Raw genomic sequence first — 19549 nt, 5'->3', positions numbered from 1 at the left:
CATCACAGGATATAGTGATCCACCAGCAGCGCGGCAAACAGCACGCTCAGGTGGATCAGCGAAAAACGGAAGGTCTTGCGCGCAAGCTTGTCGGAATACTCGCGCCACAGCAAAAAGCCATAGGCGCAGAAGCCGAGACCGAGCGCGATGGCCGCAACGAGGTAGATCCACGAACTCATGCCGTAGACGAACGGCATCAGGCAGCCTGCGAACAAGATGATGGTGTAGAGAAACACTTGCAGGCGTGTGAACTCGTTGCCATGCGTGACCGGCAGCATCGGCAGGCCCGACTTGCGGTAGTCCTCCACGCGGTACAGCGCAAGCGCCCAGAAATGCGGCGGGGTCCACAGGAAGATGATGAGAAAAAGGATCAGCGCCTCGGGCCGACGTTGTTGGTCATCGCGGCCCAACCGAGCACCGGAGGCATCGCGCCCGAGGCACCGCCGATCACGATGTTCTGCGGCGTGAGCGGTTTCAGGATCACGGTGTAGACCACCGCATAGCCGACGAATGTGGCGAACGTCAACCACATCGTGAGCGGATTCACGAACACGTACAGAATCGCCGAGCCGACCACGCAGAGCACGGCGGAGAACAGCAAGGTCTGCACATTGGACAGCTCCCCCTTGGCCGTGGGACGCCAGGCGGTGCGCTTCATTTTTGCGTCGATTCCCTGCTCGACGATGCAATTGAACGCGGCTGCGGCCCCCGCCACGAGCCAGATACCGGCGCTGGCAACGGCCATCAAACCCCATTGCTGCAGGCTCGGCATGCCGGGCACGGCGAGCACCATGCCGATGAAGGCACAGAACACGATGAGTTGCACGACACGCGGCTTGGTGAGCGCGTAGAACTGCGCAAAGCGCGAGGGCAGGTGCGCAACCGGCGATGCAGCGGTTTTCGTTGCGGAAGAAGTGGGAGCTGCGCTCATGCGGAAACTTTCGTGGTGCGCAGGCGCACCTTTTGCTGTTCGGGCCGGGTTTGAGCCGCGGCGATTTCAGCAGCATCGGCGGATCGGCTTGCAGCCAGTCCCCAGGTCAACACGACAAGCAGCGCCGCAGCACCGCCCGTGTGCAGCACGGCCGCCACCAGCGGCCAGTCGAGCACCACGTTCGACAGTCCGGTCAGGAACTGCAACAGCGCAAGTCCGACGAGCCAGCGCATCGGGTCACGCAGCACCTGCGCGCGATGCATGCGCCAGGCCAGCGCGAACAAGGCGGCCAGCACGACGTATGCCGCGAGTCGGTGAACGTAGTGGATGGCCGTCAGCGCCTGAAAACTGATGTGGCTACCGTCTTTGAGCAGTCCCAGCTCGCGCCAGATCTGAAACCCTTGCGAGAAATCCATGTCGGGCCAGAAGCTGCCCTGGCACGTGGGAAAGGTGGTGCAGGCGAGCACCGCATAGTTGGTGCTGACCCAGCCGCCCAGCAGCGTTTGGATCACCACCAGCAGCGCCGTCGCAGCCATGCCCACACGAATGCCGACGGGCACCGGAACCGGTTGCAGGTTGCGGGTCTGCAGCGTCTTGTGCACTGCCTGCGTGCACAACAGCATGAGCAGCACCGAGCCGCCAATCAGGTGCGCGGTGACGATGGCGGGGAACAGTTTCATCGTCACCGTCCATGCGCCGAACGCGCCCTGAAGGCAGACCCAGAACAGTGTGAACGTGGGCCACCAGGGACTGATGGCAGGTTCCGGCGCACGTTGCCGTCTGGCCGCGTGGCGCTGCCACCAGGCACCGGCCGTCATCACGATGATGAGCACGCCGACGGTAGTGGCAAGATAGCGATGAATCATCTCCACCCAAGCCTTGCCGTGTGTGACCGGGCCCGTGGGCATGGCGGTCTCGGCCGCCGTGATTTCCGCCTTTGCGCCCACCGGGCTTGAGCTGCCATAGCAACCGGGCCAGTCGGGGCAGCCAAGGCCCGAATCGGTGAGCCGCGTGAAGGCGCCGAACAACACCAGATCGAACGTGAGGAACAGCGTGAGCACCGTGAGCGCCTGCAGTTTGCGCACCGGCGCATGGTGCCGGTTGCGCAGCCATACCCAGCTGATGGGTGCCAGCGCAATGACGAGGCCGAACGCCATCAACTCCAGCACCGGAGCGAAGTCGTACAGCGGTTGCAGGTCGCCCGCGCTCATGGCTTGACGATCTCCTCATCCCGCCCGGCTTTGTCCCACGACGACGAGGCACGCAGCAGACGATCCAGATCGCGTTTGGCCTGCGATGCGCTCTTGCGGTCCATCTTCGCGGGAAAGCGCATCATCCAGTGGCCCATGGGGTCGACCACATAGAGATGGTCCGACAGGGCCTGCCCGTCCGCCGGCTTCAACCACTGCGCGATCAGGGCGGGATCGGCGCGCACCACGGCGGCCTCCTTGAGACCGGGCGCGATTTCAGCGGGAATCGTCGCCTGATCGCTGACCAGCCAGAGCCGGTCCACACGTTCCTTCTCCTTGCCCAGACTCTCGCGCAACTGGCGCTGCAGATAGAGATTCTCGCGACACGCGTCCTCGCACGCGGCGCCCGCCACGCTCACCAGCAGCCATTGACCTTTGAATTGATCGAGCGGCTCGTTCTTGCCGTCCAGCGTGGTCACCATCGCCTGCGGCGGCATCGCGAGTTGGGGCTGGATCAGCTCGCCAAAATTGCGGCGACCTTCCGGACGAACCACGTAATACGTGAAGTACGACGCGATCACCGGGGCCGCGCAGATCAGCAGCACGGAGAGCATCTTCCAGCGACCCGTGCGCATCTGGCGCGCCTCGGCGTCGGCCATGGCTTCACCGGCGCGCGGCATGCTGTGCACGGTGAACGCGAGCGGGCTTTGCGCCGCCGCAGCCTCAGGCGGACGGCTGGCTGCGTGGGCGAAGGAAGCGTCGGATGAGTTGGAACCAGACATAGAGAATTGCCACCAGGGCGCAAAGCCCGAACCATTGGAATGCGTAACCGTAATGCTTGTCGACGCCGGAATCCACCGCCGGCCAATCGCGCAGCAGGCCATCGTCCGCATCGCCCGACGTCTGCACCACTGACAACGGCAGTATCGGCAGACCCGTCTCGGCCCCAAAGGTGACCAGATCGAGATTTTGCCGGATCGCGGAAGCCCTTGTGCCGTTTCCGGATGTGTCGAATTCATAGAGCCGCGCCGGGCGAGCCGCGACACGGCCCAGAACCTGCACCGCGCCCGACTTGGTGCGCAGTTCGGGGAGCCGGGTCCGGTCTTCAAAATTGCGCGGCACCCAGCCGCGCTGCACCATCACCACCGAACGTTTGTCATCATCGAGTTGCAGCGGTGTGAGGACGTAAAAGCCCGGACGCCCATGCATCTGGCGGTTGTCGAGAAAAACCGTCCGGTCGGCAAGCCAGCGGCCCTCAAGCGCCACCTGGCGATGCAGCAACGGGTCCGTGGTTGCGTCCGTCAGCGCGTCGGCATCGGGCGTGCGCGGGGGCGAGAGCTGAGCCAGGAGCTGGGGGACAGTCAACGGCGCCTGCGCCATGCGGCTGTCCATGGCCGCCTGCATCGCCTGCTTCTGCGCCGCGCGCGAGAGCTGCCAGCGCCCCAGAGAGGCGGTGATGGCCATGGTCACCAGTGCCGCCAGCGTAATCATCCAGAAACGCCAACCCAACACACGCTGCGCACTGTTCACGAGATAATGACTCCATGAAAATTCTGGTCGCCCTGGCATTCATCGCCATCCTGGCAAGCTTGGGATCCGCGCTGTTCTTCATGATGCGCGGCAAAGGTGACGACCGCTCGCGCAGCAAGCGCATGGCCTATGCGTTGACCGCCCGGGTCGCCTTCTCCATTGTGCTCTTTCTGTGCATCCTGCTGGCATGGAAGCTCGGATACCTCCACCCGACCGGCCTGCCGAGATCCACCGGCGTCGGCTGACCGGCCAACGGGCACGTCACTCGCCTTTGCCCAACTGGCTGATGCGCTTGTCGGAACCCGGTTCCGGCAGTCCCTGATTGCGCAGCAACTCCAGACTTTCCGTCGGGTAGGCCTCCTTGAGGTGCTCATTCAACCGGTTCAAATCCTTGAAGAGACGCGGCTGCGTCCGGTCGCGGCGCGTGCAGAGATACCAGTCCTTCTGATCCGCCCATTTCAGACGCACGATCAGATAAAAGCCTTCGGAAGTCTCGGCGATGGTGATCTTCGTCAAGGTTTGCTGCTGTACGGCCAGGTCCAGATCGTCCTCCAGCAAACTATTCGAACGGCTACAAGGCGCTCGCAATTTCGGCAAAGACTCGCTAATCACCTTCATTTTTCGCGCGGCTCCAATTTGCTATCACCAAAACCAACTACTTTGGCAAACTCTTGAACAATATCGCAAGTTGCCGATCTTACCAATCCTGAGCTACCCCAATTCACCGACGAAGTGTCTGAGTTTATGGGGTTTGGACGCGATACGCATTGCCTATTTACATTTGATCACCCGTCAACCTTCACGGCGTTGACTTACTTCAGGTGTATTACCAGTCAAGTTATTCCGATTAATAAAATTTATGTTTGCGCTACATCAATTAGCCTAACCCAATAAAAATCACAAAAATATTAGCCACAATTAACTATTTTCAAATACCAAAATTAGATACATTGGTCATCCGGGGCTTGTATTTTGGCTAATCAACCTCGGTATCAGCGTCAAGGGTTGATCGGTCTTAGAAACTCCAGTATCAACTTGCTGAGGTGACCGACCTTCGGGTCGGTCATTTTTTTCGCAGCCGCGCCGCGCGTCGGCAAGTCCTACGAGACATTCGCAGCTTCCCTATTGAACTCATGTTTCGAGAGCTTCTGAACGACACAATCGCAAGGCAGCGGGCCGGACGGGCCCGGCCGGTTCTAGAACAGGGGTATCTCCAGAAGTGGCTGCGTCGCGGAAAGATTCAGCCCGTCGCCAGCGAGACGGCCCGCGAACTCCATTCCTTCCTCATCACCCTGCCCAGAAGCGGCCAAGGCCTGGACAGCACGCGTATTCCATGTTCCAGAACGCGGCTGTTGCGACCCCAGCCCTCAGCCCTCGACGTGGACTGGTTCCTCTCCACCCCCTCGGCAGGAGTCCGCTGGTTTTGTTGTTCTTCTCGCCCGATGAGCCCTGCCTGGCGTGCGAGCCCAAATTTGCCATCGAACATATCCGCGAATTCGAATTTCAAGGCTCGTTCAGGCGGCAGCTATTTGGCGCGCGCAGGGTGCAGAACCAGGTCGAGGTGTTCACCGAGCGCTTTGGCGAGTTTGACGGCGACCATATGCTTTGGGCAGCGATCTAGGGATCCTCTGCACGACAAAAAAAGCGCCCGAGGGCGCTCTTCTTGGTTGCGATGGCACGGTCGCCGTTGGCGATCGTCACATCCAGTAAACGAGGATGTACAGCCCCAGCCACACCACGTCCACAAAGTGCCAGTACCACGCAGCGCCTTCGAAGCCGAAATGCTTCTCGGCGGTGAAGTCGCCCTTCATCAGGCGCAGTGTGATGAAGAACAGCATCAACATGCCCACGAACACGTGGAAGCCGTGAAAGCCGGTCAGCATGTAGAAGGTCGAGCCGTAGATGCCGGAGTTAAGTTTGAGGTTCAACTCGGTGTACAGGTGGAAGTATTCATAGCCCTGCACGCAGAGGAACACGAAGCCCAGAATCACCGTGATCCACATGAAGGTGATGCACTTGCTGCGATGGTTTTCGCGCAGCGCGTGGTGAGCGATCGTCAGCGTCACGCCCGAGGTCAGCAGCAGCGCGGTGTTGATGGTGGGCAGCCAGAATGGGCCGACGGTCTGGAAGGGTTCGACCAGCCCTGCGGGTGCAGCGGTCACGCCCGCGGCAACGCTGGGCCACACGGCCTTGAAGTCGGGCCAGAGCAAGGCGTTGTCGAGACTGCCGAGCGCCGGTACCGAGTGCGAACGGGCCCACCACAGTGCAGTGAAAAATGCGCCGAAGAACATCACTTCGGAGAAGATGAACCAGCTCATGCTCCAGCGGTAGGAGAGATCGATCTTCGTGCTGTAGAGGCCGCCCTCGCTCTCGCGGCGCGCGTCGCCAAACCACTGCCAGAGTACGAACAGCCACCAGACCAGCCCGATGAAGAGCGAATATTTGCCCCAGTCATGGCCGTTGATCCATTGACTCGCGCCAAGAATCACCAGAAACAGTCCGAATGACGCCATCACCGGATGACGCGAATCTGCCGGAACGTAGTAATAAGGCGTGGTGCCCGGGGTTGTTGCACTCATGTCAGCTCCTGTATCTCTCGAATTCTCTGTGATCGGTTATGTGTTGTTTCTCAGACGATCCAGTTCACCAGCGCGATCAGGCCCACGACCAGCAGAACCAGTCCCAACAGTCCCACCACGATGATGTGGACCGGGTTGAGCTTGTCGATGTCCTTCTGATACTCCGAGCCCTTGCGCAGGCCGATCATCGACCAGGCCACGGCGCGCACGGTGCGCAGCAGCGAGCCCTTGCGTTGGTGCGCGGGCACATTGTCTTCGTCGGGTCGCGGCTGATTCGTCATCGTCGTGGCTCCTGCACCTTGGTTCATGAGCGGCCTCCCGCTGGGGGAATCGCAACCGCAGCCGTCGACTCCGGCGCCGCCGGAGTCTTGCCGCCGACTTCAAAGAAGGTGTAGGACAGCGTGATCGTGGTGACGTCCTTGGACAGGCGCGGGTCGATCACGAATGTGACCGGCCAGTCGCGTCTCTCGCCGGGCTCGAGCGTGTACTGGTTGAAGCAAAAGCACTCGACCTTGTTGAAGAACGCCGTTGCCTGACGTGGCGCGTAACTCGGAATTGCCTGCGCCGCCATGCGTCGGTCCTGCACGTTCTGAAACTCGTACATCACGCTGGCAAGCTCGCCCGGGTGGACCTTGATCGAACTCTTCGCAGGCTTGAACTGCCATGGCCCGCGCGCATTCGCGTCGAACTCGACGGTAATCGTGCGGCTGTAGTCCACCTGCGAGTTGCGGGGCAGTTTCACATCCTTGCCAGCCGCGCCATTGCCGGGCACCTGGCGCTCCGAGAGCGAAAGAATGTTGATGCCCGTGATCTCGCAGATGTGCTTGTAGATCGGAATGAGCACGTAGCCGAATGCGAACATGCCAGCCGTGATCACGGCCAGCTTGCCGACCATTCTGATGTTCTCGCGTCGCATGCTCATGGCTCGAATCTCCTGATTTTCAGTGCAGCCAGGACATCTTCACCATGAAGCCGATGAAGAACGCAAGGGCCACCGACAGGAGGATCCAGCCGAGTCGCGCGTTTGCTTTCTTCTGTTCGGGCGTTGCCATGGTGTCGATGCTTTCTTGCGGGCTGCTTGAAAAACCGGGATCAGCCGATCACGCGGGTTGCCGTGGGATCGAGCTTGGGTGGATTCTCGAAGGTGTGGAACGGTGCTGGCGAGGGAACTTCCCACTCCAGACCTTCCGCTGCTTCCCAAGGCTTGGCCGGAGCCTTCGGACCCTTGTGACGCATGGCCGGAATCACCACGAAGACGAAGAAATACACCTGCATCAGGCCAAAGCCGAATGCGCCTATCGATGCAAGCATGTTGAAGTCGGCGAACTGCATCGGGTAGTCGGCATAGCGACGCGGCATGCCGGCAAGGCCCAGGAAGTGCATCGGGAAGAAGGTCACGTTGAACGTGATCAGCGAGCCCCAGAAGTGGATGCGACCGCGTGTCTCGGAATACATCACGCCGGTCCACTTCGGTGCCCAGTAGTAGTAACCCGCGAACATCGAGAACAGCGAACCGGCCACCAGCACGTAGTGGAAGTGCGCCACCACGTAGTAGGTGTCCTGCAACTGGATGTCGATCGGCGCCATCGACAGGATCAGGCCGGTGAAGCCGCCCATCGTGAACACGAAGATGAAGCCCACGCTGAACAGCATCGGCGTCTCGAACGTCATCGAGCCGCGCCACATCGTCGCCACCCAGTTGAAGATCTTCACGGCGGTGGGCACCGAGATCAGCATGGTCGCGTACATGAAGAACAACTGGCCGGTCACCGGCATGCCGGTGGTGAACATGTGGTGTGCCCACACGATGAACGACAGGATCGCGATCGATGCCGTCGCATACACCATCGAGGCGTAGCCAAACAGCTTCTTGCGGCTGAACGCGGGGACGATCTGGCTGACGATGCCGAAGGCCGGCAAGATCATGATGTAGACCTCGGGATGGCCGAAGAACCAGAAGATGTGCTGGTACATCACCGGGTCACCGCCGCCGGCGGGGTTGAAGAAGCTGGTGCCGAAATGGCGGTCCGTCAGCGTCATGGTGATCGCACCGGCCAGCACGGGCATCACGGCGATCAGCAGGTAGGCGGTGATCAGCCAGGTCCAGCAGAACATCGGCATCTTCATCAGCGTCATGCCGGGAGCGCGCATGTTCAAAATCGTCACGATGATGTTGATCGCGCCCATGATCGACGATGCGCCCATGATGTGCATCGCAAAGATGCCGGCGTCCATTGACGGACCCATTTGCAGCGTGAGCGGAGCGTAAAGCGTCCAGCCCGCAGCGGGAGCGCCGCCGGGCATGAAGAACGAACCCACGAGCATCGCGGCGGCAGGAATCAGCAGCCAGAAGCTGAAATTGTTCATGCGCGCAAAGGCCATGTCGGATGCGCCGATCTGCAGCGGAATCATCCAGTTCGCAAAGCCGACGAAGGCCGGCATGATCGCGCCGAACACCATGATCAGGCCATGCATGGTGGTGAGCTGGTTGAACAGCTCGGGGTTGACCAGTTGCAGGCCGGGCTCGAACAGCTCGGCACGGATCAGCATCGCCAGAATGCCGCCAACCATCAGCATGGTGAACGAGAACAGCAGATACAGCGTACCGATGTCCTTGTGGTTGGTGGCAAACACCCAGCGACGCCAGCCGTGCGGCGCGCCATGGTGATCGTCATGTCCGTGATCGCCGGCGTGACCGTGGTTGTCCAGTACTGCGCTCATTTGATATCTCCAATCGATCTTCTGTCTGGACTCATCATTGCGCGGCGAGAACGTCGACGCGGCGCGCCTGACGATCATCTCCAACGCCTGCGGTCACGGTCTCGGGCTTGCGCAGCTCGATGCGGTCTGCGGCCACGCCATTGTCCGTGAGCACCTTGGCCACGGCCTGGGCGCGCTTCTTGGCGAGTTCGGCGTTCGCGTCGGCGGAACCGGTCGAATCGACAAATCCTGACAGGGCGATCTTGCCATCCTTGTGTGCATTCCAGAAGTCCGCCGCGCGCTTGGCCTCGGCCTGCGCTTCCGGGCCGAGTTCGCTCTTTCCGGTCTCGAAGAAAATCTGGAACGGGCCATTGGCCTGGGCCGTCACATCCGCGCTGGCGGGCACGGCTGCCGGAGCAGGCGCCGCCGAGGCCGAATCGGCCGCAGGTGCTGCCGCAGCGGGCGCCGGTGCGCCGCCGCCTTCGGGGAACTTGCCGCCGCGCGCGGCCACAAACTGCGCCGGCTGCACCAGGGTTCCGGTCTTGTTGCTCCAATGGTTCTTGGTGTAGGTCACCACGGCCGCAAGGTCGGTGTCGCTCAGTTGCTTCCAGGCAGGCATGGCGCCGTTGGCACGGCCTTCGAGCACGGTGTGCATCATGTCTGCCGTTGGGCCGAGCACGACCGGGCTGCCGTCGAGTGCCTTGATCGGGCCGGCACCCTTGCCATTGGCCTGATGGCAGGCCGCGCAGTTGGCCGCGTAGACCTTCTCGCCGCGAGCGACCAGATCGGTCAGCACCCAGACCTTGTTCGGATCATCCTTCTTGGCTTCGGATTTCTTCTTTTCCTCGGCGACCCACTTGGAGTAGTCCTCGGCGGACAGCACCTTCACGTGGATCGGCATGTAGGCGTGTTCCTTGCCGCACAGTTCGGCGCACTGGCCGTAGTAGTCGCCGGTCTTCTCGGCGCGGAACCAGGTGTCGCGCACGAAGCCGGGAATGGCATCCTGCTTGACGCCGAACGCCGGCACCATGAACGAGTGGATCACGTCGTTGGCGGTGGTGATCACGCGCACCTTCTTGTTGACGGGCACGACCAGCGGATTGTCGACCTTGAACAGATAGTCAACGGGAGCCTGGCTCACGTCGCCGCTGTTGGACATCTGGCGCTGCGCGGTGTCGAGCGTGGAGATGTACGACAGGCCCTCGCCCTCGCCGGAGAGGTAGTCATAGCCCACTTCCACTGATAACCGGTGGCCTTCACGGTGAGGTCGGCGTTGGTCGTATCTTTCTGCGCCACCAGCACCTTGGTGGCGGGCAGAGCCATCAGGATCACGATGATGAAAGGAACAATGGTCCAGATCACTTCGACGGTGACGGACTCATGAAAATTCGCGGCCTTCGCACCCCTGGATTTGCGGTGTTTCCAGATGGAATAGAACATCACGGCAAACACGCCGATGAAGATCACCGTACAGATGATCAACATCATCCAGTGAAGGAAATGCTGCTCCTCCGCAATGCGCGTGACAGGGGGCGCAAGATTGAGCTGTTTGACCGCCGGACCACCGGGAAGATCCTGAACCGCGTGGGCCGCTGTGCCCATCCAGGCCCGGCCACCAGCAGCATAGAAGCCAGCTTTTTGGAAATGCTCTTCATAGTTCTCACTTACTTCTAAGCCTCAATTTGACCCATGCCGTGTCCTCGTGGGTCAGACCATCGACAAAGCCATGCGAATTCCGCTGACCAGACCATCCGGCAAGCCTCCCTAACCACAGGTCATCGGCCAACCCAACGATCCAGATCCCCATGAACCCGGTTTCCATCAAATGCAGGCCGTCATCCATCAGCCTGTTGTCTCCGCAATTCAGTGCGGGATCGTTTGACCCATCCCACTTGAAACTTTTCGAACCTTCAGAGCATGCCAACCCCGGAAAACTCACGCAATCCGCGTTAGTCCCAAGGAGAATCGGCATGCGCCCATTCGAATCTTGACTACCATCAAGATATTCGCAACGGGCAGCCCAAGAGTCACCCGCACTCCAAAAGTTCCGAATCCGCAATCACCAAGAATTGTAGCGTGCATTGATGGGAATCATTGACACGCCCCTGCGCAACCGAAAGATTGCGCGATTACTGACGGCCTTTACGCAACATCGTGCGCATGTCGTCGAGCGAGACGGCACTGCTGGCCTCCAGCTTCACGCGCGGTTCGGGTTTGAAGGCATGGCCGTAGATGATTTCAAACGTGAGCGCCAATGGACCGTCCTGCGCGGGATCGGCCAAGCGCTCGCGCAGCGCCTCTTCCAGACGGCGCCGGAAACCGCGTCCGCGCAGCGCCCCAAACCGCTGCGGATGAAGGTTGCGGCCCAGCTCGCGCAGCTCCCTGAGCAAGCGTTCGGGGGTTGCAAAGGTCAGCGTGATGCGCTCCATGTCCATGACCGGCTCGGCAAAACCGGCGTGCACCAGCATGTCGCCCCAGTCGTGCATGTCGGTCATCGAATGGCCTGGGACGGGCCAGCCAAGATCGGCATACAGCCGGTGAATCTCGCGCACCGTATCCGGGCCGAGGCAGGAAAACATCACGTATCCGCCCGTAGCCAGCGCCTTGTGCCATTGCGCGATCAAGGCTTGAGGATTCGCAGCCGTGTGCAAGGCCATGTTCGCCCAGAGCATCTGCACGCTGGCATCCTCGGGCTTGCCAAACTGCTGCGCGGGGCCGGACCAGCGCCCGGGGTTCCACCAGGGTTTGGCGAACAGTTGCTGCGCGCGTTGCAGTCCGGCCGGTGACGAGGTCTCGTTGATCCGGCATGCCGCCTGCGCAAACTGCTGCTGCACGAGTGCGTGACCTTCGATACCGCCGTTGAGAGGGTCCCAATCGCACCAATTGGCCGGTGGGCTCGCCATCCACTGAAGCCGCTCCTGCATGCGGCGCGCGACTTCTTCGTGCAGCCAGGGCGACGCCTGGGCCGTGCGCGCATGCCAGCGCTGCGCGGCAATCGGGTCAATGGTGGGGGGCAGTTGCTGTTCAGACATCGGGAAGGCGCGATTGTAGGGAGTCCATGCAAATCACGAGCTTGAGAGGGATTTCGGCGGCTTCGAAGGCCTGGCTGCAACAGGCCGGCGGGCCGATTGCTGCATGGGCGCGCACACTGCTGCCCAGCCAGTGCGCCGTGTGCCGCGGCTGGCCCGCCGCGCGCGTCTGCACGGCGTGCGTGAACCGGTTTTCGGCCCCGCGCCCGCGCTGCCGCACCTGCGCGGCACCTGTCGCGGCAGGGGTCGCGCACTGCGGTGAGTGTCTTGTTCATCCTCCGGCGCTCGATGCCTGCCTGGCCGCGCTCGACTATGCCTACCCGTGGATCGACCTGATCGCACAGTTCAAATTCGCGCCATGCGATCCCGGCTGGGCGCGGCCCCTGGCCAGCCTCATGCAGCGTGACGAGGCCGCGCGCGACTGTCTTGCCGATGCGCAACTCGTGCTGCCGATTCCGCTGTCGCGCGAGCGCCTGTCGGAACGCGGCTTCAACCAGTCGCTGCTGCTGGCCCGGGCACTCGGCGTGAACGAAAAGATCAGCAGCGACGTGCTGCTGCGACTGCGCCACACGCCCGCCCAGAGCCGGCTCACGCGACGCGAGCGCCTGCGCAACCTGCGCACCTCATTCGCCATCGATCCCCTCGCGCGCACGTGCTCCATGGCCGCCGCATTCTGTTGATCGACGACGTGATGACCACCGGTGCCACGCTGCAGACCGCCGCGCTGCTGCTCAAGCGCGCCGGGGCGAGCGAGGTGCGTGCGCTGGTGCTCGCGAAAACGGCATAGCACCGGCGCGCCGCTGTGCCATTGCAGCCCGGCGACAATACCGCCCATGTTTCACATCGTTCTCGTTGAACCCGAAATTCCGCCCAACACCGGCAACGTGATTCGCTTGGCCGCCAACACCGGGTGCATGCTGCATCTGGTCGAGCCACTGGGCTTTTCCATGGAGGACCGCTACATGCGCCGCGCCGGGCTGGACTATCACGAATACGCCGACGTGCGAAAGCACGCGAACTGGGCCGCGCTGCTCAGTGACGAAAAGCCCGATTTGACCCGCATGTTCGCGATGACCACGCGGGGCAGCCAGCCGGTGTTCGACGTGGCGTTCCGGTCCGGCGACTGGTTCGTGTTCGGATCCGAATCCAGGGGACTTGCGACCGATCTGCGCGAATCGTTTCCGGCCGCCCAACGCCTGCGCCTGCCCATGCTCGCGGATCAGCGCAGCCTCAATCTATCGAACGCCGTGGCCGTGACCGTGTTCGAGGCCTGGCGTCAGACCGGCTTCGCGCAGCCTGATGGCGGACGCGCCCGCTAGGGCCTCGTGCTTCTTCTCGTCGGGATGCATGGCCGTAAAGGCAATGCGCGCGTGGTCGACAATGGCCACGAACAACGTCTCCCAGCCTGCACCATGGACCGAGTCGCGCCGGTTGCCCGGATGACACCGGATATAGCCTATTGAATCTTCACAGCTAGGGTTTGGGTTTGCTGGTGTCTGCGGGCAATGCCTTGCGCACCTTGCTGACCTGTTGCGCCGTCACTGACGCGGCCTGATTGCCCCAGCCGTTACGCACAAAGCTGCTCACTTCTGCAACCTGCTGGTCGTTCAAACGCCAGCCAAAAGCAGGCATGGTGAACGTGGAAGGACGCGTTACCGTGGCTGGCACCTGGTGCCCCTGCAAAATGATGGCGATTAAGTTATTGGGGTCTGCGGTTAAAGCGGCGGTGTTGCCCGCCAGTGCAGGAAAGACCTGGGCGTAACCCTGGCCATCGCTGCGGTGGCAGGCGGCGCAATTGTCCAGATACAGCGCCGCGCCCACCTGGCTGGTATCTCCCTTCCTCAAGGCATTGGCGGTATTGGGATGGGCGGCAAAGGTCTGCTTGGTGTTGTTGCTGCTGCTGGCGGGTAGCGCCTTCAGGTACACGGCAATCGCGTTCAAGTCGCCATCACTCAGGTACTGAGTGCTGTGGGCAACGACATCACTCATTCCGCCAAATACGGCGCTGTGATTGCTGCGGCCGGTTTTCAGCAGCGCGACGATATCGGCTTCGCTCCAGCGTGCCAGGCCATCGACATCGCCGCCGCGCAGGTTTTTGGCGATCCAGCCGTCGATGGCATCGCCACCGCTCAGGTACTGCGCATCGTCGCCTGTCAGGGCTTTTTCTGCCATGGTGAAGGAACGCGGCGTGTGGCACGATCCGCAGTGTCCCAGGCCTTCGACCAGATAGGCGCCGCGCACCTTGGGGTCTGCCATCGGCGCGACTGTTCCGGCTTTTACTTGCACTTTGCTGGGGCTGGGAGCGAACAGGGTGCGCCAGATGCCCAGCGGCCACCGCATTGACAGTGGCCAGCTGATGCCGTTCTCAGGCGGCGTGCTGGCAACGGGCTCTACCTTTTTCATGAAGTAGGCGTACATGTCTTGCATGTCTTGATCGCTGACACGCGCGTACGACGGGTAGGGCATGGCCGGGTACAGGCTGCCTTTGCCTTTGGCTTCGCCATGTCGCACGGCCAAGTCAAAATCCTCGAAACTGTAGCTACCAATACCCGCTTTCTGGTCCGGCGTGATGTTGCTGGAATAGATGGTGCCAATGGGCGTGGCCATGGCCAGGCCACCGGCAAACGGCTTGCCGCCAGGCACGGTGTGGCAGGCCACGCAATCTCCCATGCGCGCCAGGTATTCGCCGCGGACCACAGGGTCGGACGATGTGGCGCCCGCTATTTTTTCAGCGGCGATATGGGGCGCCATTGTGACCATGGCTTGCGGCCCGACCTGGCCTTGGGGCGCAGTGACATTGGAGGTTGCAGGTGGTGCGGCTGGCGCCGCCGACGCGCGTGCCACCGCGGCTGTGGAGTCGGTATTCGGGTCTTTTTGCGCAATGGCGCTGATGGATAAAGCGCTGGAAGCTATAACAATAATTGCAATAACAATTGCAGTGCGTTGCGGTAGAGAGTGCGGCTTTTTCATGCGTGTCTCCCTCAGGCCTTCAGCAGTGCGCCGGGTTGCTTCAGATATTGCTCGCGAATCGCCCGCGCCGACCAGTAGGCCAGCGCCGCCACCAGCCCGGTGGGGTTGTAGCCCAGGCCTTGCGGAAAGGCAGAAGCGCCGAGGACGAAGACGTTGTGGACATCCCAGCTTTGCAAGTAGCGGTTCACGGCGCTGGTTTGGGGATCGGCACCCATGATGGCGCCGCCGTTCAAGTGCGTGGTTTGGTAGCTTCTGGTGTCAAAGTGCGAGCCGTCCTGCTTGCCAGAGACGCTGATGGCCTTGCCGCCCATGGCCTTGGCAATGGCGCCCATCTTTTCTTGCATAAAGCGGTTCATCTTGATGTCGTTAGGCTGCCAGTCAAACGTCATGCGTAGCAGCGGATTGCCATAGGCGTCTTGGTAGGTGGGGTCCAGGCTTAAGTAGTTGGCGCGGTAGCTTTGGTGCGCGCCGTGCGCATCCATCGACACATTGTGTGTGTAGGCTTCAGCCACGCCTTTTTTCCAGCCACTGCCCCAATTCGGCGTGCCGGGCGGCGTGGTGGTGCCCGCTATCGGTTTGGAGCCGGATTGGTTGACCCAAAAGGGCGAGCCCCCGACAAAGCCCGCCGGCCCATGGTCAAAATTGTCCGCGTTGAAATCGTCCACCGCGATACCGTTGCCCCTGCACCCATAAAGTTGTTGGTGTAGTGCTGGTTTTTGTCAAAAAACACCTTGATCGTGGCCATGTTCTGGAAGGCGAAGTTCTTGCCCACCACACCGGTGTTGGTCACCGGGTCGTACGGTTTTCCAATACCTGACAGCAGCAGCATGCGCACGTTGTTGAACTGAAAGCTGCAGACTGCGACGATGTCGGCCGGCTGCACGACCTCGCCACCGGTGGCGTCGATGTAGGTCACTCCAGTCGCGGTTTTTCCGTCGGCGGACAGGTTGATGCGGGTGACCTGGCACTGCGTACGCAATTCAAAGCGCGGGTCCATCCGCAGCGCGGGCAAGATGTTGACATTGGGCGACGCCTTGGAGTACATGTAGCAGGCATAGCCGCTGCAAAAACCGCAGAAATTGCACGGACCCATCTGCACGCCATACGGGTTGGTGTAGGGGCCCGAGGTGTTGGCTGACGGCATGTTGTAGGGGTGGTAGCCCACGGCTTCTGCGGCTTTGCCGTACAGCATGGCCGAGACGGAATTTTTCTGCGCCGGCAGTGGAAACGGGTTAGAACGATCAGGCGCAAAGGGATTGCCGCCCTGCCCGCGCCAACTTTTTCGCCTTTCACGGTGAAGGCCGTCCCTGAGGTGCCAAACACTTTCTCGGCGAAGTCAAAGTGCGGTTCCAGCTCTTCGTAGCTGACGCCAAAATCCTGAATCGTCATCCCCTCAGGAATGAACCGCTTGCCATAGCGCTCTTCGTAATGGCTGCGCATGCGCAGCTCCATCGGATCGACGCGAAAATGCACGCCCGACCAGTGCAGGCCCGCGCCGCCCACGCCTGTGCCCGGCAGAAAGGCACCCAATTGCCGGTTGGGCAGTGCCACATCCGCATCGGTATGGCGGATGGTGACGGTTTCTTTGGACACGTCGACAAACAGTTTTTTGCGCGAATTGAAGGTCAGCTCGTCCATGGTTTGTGGATAGACGCCGTCCGGGTCCGTATCGCGCATGGGCCCGCGCTCCAGCGCCAGCACATTGAGCCCCGCTTCGGTCAGTTCTTTGGACAGAATGGCGCCCGTCCAGCCAAAGCCGATCACCACCACATCTTTTTTCGCCAGTGTTTTTGCCATCGCTCAGCCCTTTGTCCGTGAATGGACACGGGCGGCTGCGGGTAAGCCTCGTCGCGTTCAATCCAGTCCATGAAATCAGCGCGAGCGCCTGGAAAGTTAATCAGCTTCCAGCCCACCAGGTCTTTGTTGCCGCCGTGCAGGGGGTCACTGAAAAATCCCTCTTTGGTGTTGCCCCACAGCATCGAGAAAAAAGTGGCAGAAGGCAGGCTGTCAAAGCCCTCGGCTCCGTGCTCCATGGCTGCCAGGGCCTGGTCTTGGGCGTCGGGCGCCAGCTCCGCAAAATGCTTGCCCAGATTTTTGCTGCACCACTGGTTGGCCGCTGCAATGCCCAGTCGGTAAATCTCGCGCACATTGAGCTTGAGCTGGTAGCCCATTTCAGCGGGCGCATCGGGCTGAAAAGGCCCCTGCATATACCAGTTGCTCCCTGCGGCGTAGGGCGTGTTCATCTGCCGATCGATGAACTCGGGCACGCCCGCCTCCAGCGCGCCGGGGCCCAGGTCGTCTTGCGGAATGAGGCGCGCCACTACCGCTTGCAAAAAGCGGTATTCGTCGGCGCTGAAGTAACTGGGCGTGTAGCGCGCAGCATCGGCCAGAGCGGTGTTCACCGCCGGGCCCGGCACGGTTGGCAAATGGTGATGGTCGGTCGTCGCCAGCGTCACTGCGCCGCCAGCGGCGGCTGCCGCCGCGACGGGGATGAGGGGGATAGACCGTTTGAAGAATGTGCGGCGGGAAGGGTTGCCCGGGGCAATGACTCTTGCATGTTGGGATTTAATCGCTGTTGTCTATACAGTGATCATCCGTCTTGCGATTTTGCTGATACGGTCAGTGAGGATGTTGTTGGCTTGTAAGACGAGGCGCGAGAGTTGTGACACGCCCGTAATAATCACCGCCATGCCGACCAGGCACAGCGCGACCCTGCGGCATCCCAGGCGCTGGGACGGATAGCATCCACCAGCCACAGCGCCATCTCAAGTCGGCGGGCGAAGATAAGCCGGGTACGCTTATGGGTGTTCATCCGGTTGGGTGTCCTGAGTAGGTTGGGTGTTTGGCGACTTCCAGTCTCTCAAATCCAACCCAGATGAACACCGGATATAACCTATTGAATCTTCCCGGCTAGGGCGACTCGACCGCACGCTGCATCGCCGTATGGACGGATTCGCGCGTGCATTCGGTCAGATAGTCGAGAAACGCATGCGTGCGGGCGGGCAGGAACTTGCGGCTCGGTAGCGCCGCATAGAGCGTGAACTGCCCGGTCGTCCACGGCGCAAGCACGCGCACCAGCCTGCCTTTGTTGAGATGCGGCGCGACCAGTTCCATGGGCTGCGTTCCGATGCCCGCGCCATCCAGCAATGCGCGCAGCACCGTGTCCACAAAATTCACCAGCAGCACCGGTTGCACGCGTACCTCGATCGTGAGCCCGTCGGCTTCAGGATGGGTCAGCTCCAGCACGCCGACGCGGCGGTCGGGGTGCCTGGTCTGCAAACAGTCATGCTGCTTCAGGTCGTCGGGCGTTAGCGGCACCCCGCGCTCGGCAAGATACTCGGGCGAGGCACAGAGCACTCCGATTGCCGTGATGATGGGCCGTGCGATCAGGTTGCCGTTGAAGTCCGGTGGCGCGCTCAGCAATCGAATGTCGAACTCGTTCACCGAATGCGCATGCCCGGCGGTCTCCACGGACACATCGAAAGTCACCTGCGGATGCAGGCGCCGAAACCCGGCAATTGCCGGCGCGAGCAGATGCGTGGCAAGCAAGGGCGAGGCCGCGATGCGCAGCACGCCCGCAATCTCCAGCGTATGCGCCTGGGCCACGGCGCGCGCGTCCTCGACGTCGTTCAGGATGTGCCGCACACGTGCGATGTAGGCCTCGCCTGCTTCGGTCAGCGAGACCTTGCGCGTGGTCCGTTGCAGCAGGCGCGCACCCACGCTGGCCTCGAGATCGGAGACATAGCGGGTCACTCCGGCGGGTGACATGTCCAGCGCGCGCGCAGCGGCAGCGAAGCCGCCCTCGTCCACGACGGTCTGGAAAACATGCATGGCTTGAAGCTTGTCCATGGGCGATCAATGACGGGGAGTATCGGGTCCTGACAGTCGCGTGGACGTGCCTGTTTGGTTTCGCGGATTCAGCGGATGATCAGGCGTCGAGCCAATCGCAGATGCCCTGCCACTGCTCCAGGTCCCGCGTGACGCGGCCTGGCGTGACGTCGAACAGGCTCAGCCCGTGCGCGGCAAGATGCACGTAGTTCTGCGTGTCGCGCAGATATCCCAGCACCGGCAGGCCGAGCCCCTCAATGAACTGGTGCAGTTGCTCCGATGCCAGCGTGCGGCCATCGACGCGCATGCCGACGATGCCCACGGGCACACCCTGCGCGTGCCGGTGCTCGGCCAGTTCGGCCAGAAATTGCTGCGTCGCGAAGATGTCGAACACGCTCGGCTGCAGCGGCACGATGATCCGGTCCGCGAGCTTGAGCACTTCCTTGAGCAGCTTGCCGTGCAGGCCGGCGGGCGTGTCGAGCACCGCGTGCGCCACGTGCTTGGCGGGACGCTCCATGTCGTCAGCGGAAAGGTTCCAGCGACCAATCGGTCGCGCCGCCTCGGGGCGCTGCGCAAGCCAAAGGCGCGAAGACTGCTGGCGATCGACGTCGCCCAGAACGACCGTGCCGCCCTGGCGCGCAAAATAGCCCGCGATATTGGTGGACAGCGTGGACTTGCCTACGCCGCCCTTTGGATTCGTGACCGCAACCACCGCCATGCCCGACTCCTTTGCAGAAATTGGCTGCCATGGTAGTCGCTTGCGGGGCCGGACGGCAAACTGCGGTTATCCGT

The 19549-nt window shown here is 61.7% G+C and carries 19 protein-coding genes and 5 pseudogenes; 4 read left to right on the top strand and 20 right to left on the bottom strand.

Annotation, left to right across the window (positions count from 1 at the left end; translation table 11 throughout):
- Positions 1 to 2: 2 nt before the first annotated feature.
- The 4 genes and pseudogenes from cyoE to H9K75_RS17010 form a co-directional block, all read right to left on the bottom strand.
- Positions 3 to 931, bottom strand: a pseudogene (cyoE, locus tag H9K75_RS17025) (heme o synthase).
- A complete protein-coding gene (locus H9K75_RS17020) occupies positions 928 to 2142 on the bottom strand; it encodes a COX15/CtaA family protein (RefSeq protein ID WP_187723514.1) in 1215 nt (404 codons plus the stop codon). The pseudogene cyoE and the gene H9K75_RS17020 overlap by 4 nt, the downstream one beginning before the upstream one ends.
- Positions 2139 to 2903 carry an SCO family protein gene (locus H9K75_RS17015; protein ID WP_187723513.1) on the bottom strand — a complete coding sequence of 255 codons (765 nt, stop codon included), beginning with the start codon at positions 2901 to 2903 and terminating at the stop codon, positions 2139 to 2141. Before H9K75_RS17015 ends, H9K75_RS17020 begins: the two co-directional genes overlap by 4 nt.
- A complete protein-coding gene (locus H9K75_RS17010; RefSeq protein ID WP_404826357.1) occupies positions 2845 to 3585 on the bottom strand; it encodes an SURF1 family protein in 741 nt (246 codons plus the stop codon). The genes H9K75_RS17015 and H9K75_RS17010 overlap by 59 nt, the downstream gene beginning before the upstream one ends.
- A gap of 80 nt (positions 3586 to 3665) precedes the next feature.
- Between H9K75_RS17010 and H9K75_RS17005 the strand changes: the two genes are divergently transcribed.
- Positions 3666 to 3896, top strand: a complete 231-nt coding sequence (locus tag H9K75_RS17005) for a twin transmembrane helix small protein (protein ID WP_187723511.1) — start codon at positions 3666 to 3668, stop codon at positions 3894 to 3896.
- A gap of 16 nt (positions 3897 to 3912) precedes the next feature.
- Here H9K75_RS17005 and H9K75_RS17000 read toward each other — a convergent pair whose 3' ends face one another.
- Positions 3913 to 4167 (bottom strand): hypothetical protein, encoded by a 255-nt coding sequence (locus H9K75_RS17000; RefSeq protein ID WP_187723510.1) that lies wholly within the window; start codon positions 4165 to 4167, stop codon positions 3913 to 3915.
- 817 nt (positions 4168 to 4984) lie between these two features.
- Here H9K75_RS17000 and H9K75_RS16995 point away from each other — a divergent pair.
- Entirely contained in the window at positions 4985 to 5272 is a 288-nt protein-coding gene (locus H9K75_RS16995) for a hypothetical protein (RefSeq protein ID WP_187723509.1), read from the top strand.
- 76 nt (positions 5273 to 5348) lie between these two features.
- Here H9K75_RS16995 and H9K75_RS16990 read toward each other — a convergent pair whose 3' ends face one another.
- From H9K75_RS16990 to H9K75_RS16960, 9 genes and pseudogenes are all read right to left on the bottom strand, one after another.
- Entirely contained in the window at positions 5349 to 6230 is an 882-nt protein-coding gene (locus tag H9K75_RS16990) for a cytochrome c oxidase subunit 3 (protein WP_187723508.1), read from the bottom strand.
- Between the two features lie 50 nt (positions 6231 to 6280).
- On the bottom strand, positions 6281 to 6511 hold the full coding sequence (locus H9K75_RS16985; RefSeq protein WP_187726082.1) for a DUF2970 domain-containing protein: 231 nt from the start codon (positions 6509 to 6511) through the stop codon (positions 6281 to 6283).
- 23 nt (positions 6512 to 6534) lie between these two features.
- On the bottom strand, positions 6535 to 7152 hold the full coding sequence (locus tag H9K75_RS16980; RefSeq protein ID WP_187723507.1) for a cytochrome c oxidase assembly protein: 618 nt from the start codon (positions 7150 to 7152) through the stop codon (positions 6535 to 6537).
- Positions 7153 to 7171: 19 nt separating this feature from the next.
- Positions 7172 to 7282 (bottom strand): cytochrome oxidase small assembly protein, encoded by a 111-nt coding sequence (locus H9K75_RS24110; protein ID WP_226858281.1) that lies wholly within the window; start codon positions 7280 to 7282, stop codon positions 7172 to 7174.
- Positions 7283 to 7322: 40 nt separating this feature from the next.
- The gene (gene ctaD, locus H9K75_RS16975; protein ID WP_187723506.1) at positions 7323 to 8951 is read right to left on the bottom strand and encodes a cytochrome c oxidase subunit I; all 1629 of its coding nucleotides are present in this window, start codon (positions 8949 to 8951) and stop codon (positions 7323 to 7325) included.
- Between the two features lie 34 nt (positions 8952 to 8985).
- The gene (locus H9K75_RS24105; protein ID WP_226858750.1) at positions 8986 to 9318 is read right to left on the bottom strand and encodes an OmpA family protein; all 333 of its coding nucleotides are present in this window, start codon (positions 9316 to 9318) and stop codon (positions 8986 to 8988) included.
- A 108-nt stretch (positions 9319 to 9426) separates the two neighbouring features.
- Positions 9427 to 10585: pseudogene (gene coxB / locus H9K75_RS16970) on the bottom strand (cytochrome c oxidase subunit II); the annotation flags it as partial.
- Between the two features lie 5 nt (positions 10586 to 10590).
- Complete coding sequence (locus tag H9K75_RS16965) at positions 10591 to 10773, bottom strand: hypothetical protein (protein ID WP_187723505.1); 183 nt, start codon at positions 10771 to 10773, stop codon at positions 10591 to 10593.
- Positions 10774 to 11059: 286 nt separating this feature from the next.
- The gene (locus tag H9K75_RS16960) at positions 11060 to 11962 is read right to left on the bottom strand and encodes a class I SAM-dependent methyltransferase (RefSeq protein ID WP_187723504.1); all 903 of its coding nucleotides are present in this window, start codon (positions 11960 to 11962) and stop codon (positions 11060 to 11062) included.
- 26 nt (positions 11963 to 11988) lie between these two features.
- Here H9K75_RS16960 and H9K75_RS16955 point away from each other — a divergent pair.
- Both H9K75_RS16955 and trmL read left to right on the top strand, forming a co-directional pair.
- Positions 11989 to 12746: pseudogene (locus tag H9K75_RS16955) on the top strand (phosphoribosyltransferase family protein).
- Between the two features lie 46 nt (positions 12747 to 12792).
- Positions 12793 to 13278, top strand: coding sequence for a tRNA (uridine(34)/cytosine(34)/5-carboxymethylaminomethyluridine(34)-2'-O)-methyltransferase TrmL (gene trmL, locus H9K75_RS16950; protein ID WP_187723503.1), 486 nt, complete (start codon positions 12793 to 12795; stop codon positions 13276 to 13278).
- On the opposite strand, the pseudogene H9K75_RS16945 reads toward trmL, so the two are convergent.
- The 6 genes and pseudogenes from H9K75_RS16945 to H9K75_RS16920 form a co-directional block, all read right to left on the bottom strand.
- Positions 13276 to 13395, bottom strand: a pseudogene (locus H9K75_RS16945) (IS481 family transposase); the annotation flags it as partial. The gene trmL and the pseudogene H9K75_RS16945 overlap by 3 nt on opposite strands.
- A 37-nt stretch (positions 13396 to 13432) precedes the next feature.
- The gene (locus H9K75_RS16940; protein WP_226858280.1) at positions 13433 to 14929 is read right to left on the bottom strand and encodes a cytochrome c; all 1497 of its coding nucleotides are present in this window, start codon (positions 14927 to 14929) and stop codon (positions 13433 to 13435) included.
- A gap of 11 nt (positions 14930 to 14940) precedes the next feature.
- A pseudogene (locus H9K75_RS16935) lies at positions 14941 to 16726 on the bottom strand (GMC family oxidoreductase).
- On the bottom strand, positions 16690 to 17385 hold the full coding sequence (locus H9K75_RS16930) for a gluconate 2-dehydrogenase subunit 3 family protein (RefSeq protein ID WP_404826356.1): 696 nt from the start codon (positions 17383 to 17385) through the stop codon (positions 16690 to 16692). The pseudogene H9K75_RS16935 and the gene H9K75_RS16930 overlap by 37 nt, the downstream one beginning before the upstream one ends.
- Positions 17386 to 17839: 454 nt before the next feature.
- On the bottom strand, positions 17840 to 18778 hold the full coding sequence (locus H9K75_RS16925; RefSeq protein ID WP_187723502.1) for a LysR family transcriptional regulator: 939 nt from the start codon (positions 18776 to 18778) through the stop codon (positions 17840 to 17842).
- 79 nt (positions 18779 to 18857) lie between these two features.
- A complete protein-coding gene (locus H9K75_RS16920; RefSeq protein ID WP_187723501.1) occupies positions 18858 to 19475 on the bottom strand; it encodes a ParA family protein in 618 nt (205 codons plus the stop codon).
- Positions 19476 to 19549: the final 74 nt, after the last annotated feature.

Source organism: Diaphorobacter aerolatus (genome assembly GCF_014489535.1).
Lineage (GTDB): Bacteria > Pseudomonadota > Gammaproteobacteria > Burkholderiales > Burkholderiaceae_C > Diaphorobacter_A > Diaphorobacter_A aerolatus.
The sequence above is the reverse complement of the archived record's forward strand: the minus strand, read 5'-3'. Positions and strand labels throughout refer to the sequence as shown.

What these genes read in the sequence shown, in the direction of transcription:
- H9K75_RS17020 (WP_187723514.1), bottom strand. Translation starts at nt 2,142, where the DNA reads ATGAGCGCGGGCGACCTGCAACCGCTGTACGACTTCGCTCCGGTGCTG.
- H9K75_RS17015 (WP_187723513.1), bottom strand. Translation starts at nt 2,903, where the DNA reads ATGTCTGGTTCCAACTCATCCGACGCTTCCTTCGCCCACGCAGCCAGC.
- H9K75_RS17010 (WP_404826357.1), bottom strand. Translation starts at nt 3,585, where the DNA reads ATGGCCATCACCGCCTCTCTGGGGCGCTGGCAGCTCTCGCGCGCGGCG.
- H9K75_RS17005 (WP_187723511.1), top strand. Translation starts at nt 3,666, where the DNA reads ATGAAAATTCTGGTCGCCCTGGCATTCATCGCCATCCTGGCAAGCTTG.
- H9K75_RS16995 (WP_187723509.1), top strand. Translation starts at nt 4,985, where the DNA reads ATGTTCCAGAACGCGGCTGTTGCGACCCCAGCCCTCAGCCCTCGACGT.
- H9K75_RS16990 (WP_187723508.1), bottom strand. Translation starts at nt 6,230, where the DNA reads ATGAGTGCAACAACCCCGGGCACCACGCCTTATTACTACGTTCCGGCA.
- H9K75_RS16985 (WP_187726082.1), bottom strand. Translation starts at nt 6,511, where the DNA reads ATGACGAATCAGCCGCGACCCGACGAAGACAATGTGCCCGCGCACCAA.
- H9K75_RS16980 (WP_187723507.1), bottom strand. Translation starts at nt 7,152, where the DNA reads ATGAGCATGCGACGCGAGAACATCAGAATGGTCGGCAAGCTGGCCGTG.
- H9K75_RS24110 (WP_226858281.1), bottom strand. Translation starts at nt 7,282, where the DNA reads ATGGCAACGCCCGAACAGAAGAAAGCAAACGCGCGACTCGGCTGGATC.
- ctaD (WP_187723506.1), bottom strand. Translation starts at nt 8,951, where the DNA reads ATGAGCGCAGTACTGGACAACCACGGTCACGCCGGCGATCACGGACAT.
- H9K75_RS16965 (WP_187723505.1), bottom strand. Translation starts at nt 10,773, where the DNA reads ATGGATGACGGCCTGCATTTGATGGAAACCGGGTTCATGGGGATCTGG.
- H9K75_RS16960 (WP_187723504.1), bottom strand. Translation starts at nt 11,962, where the DNA reads ATGTCTGAACAGCAACTGCCCCCCACCATTGACCCGATTGCCGCGCAG.
- trmL (WP_187723503.1), top strand. Translation starts at nt 12,793, where the DNA reads ATGTTTCACATCGTTCTCGTTGAACCCGAAATTCCGCCCAACACCGGC.
- H9K75_RS16940 (WP_226858280.1), bottom strand. Translation starts at nt 14,929, where the DNA reads ATGAAAAAGCCGCACTCTCTACCGCAACGCACTGCAATTGTTATTGCA.
- H9K75_RS16925 (WP_187723502.1), bottom strand. Translation starts at nt 18,778, where the DNA reads ATGGACAAGCTTCAAGCCATGCATGTTTTCCAGACCGTCGTGGACGAG.
- H9K75_RS16920 (WP_187723501.1), bottom strand. Translation starts at nt 19,475, where the DNA reads ATGGCGGTGGTTGCGGTCACGAATCCAAAGGGCGGCGTAGGCAAGTCC.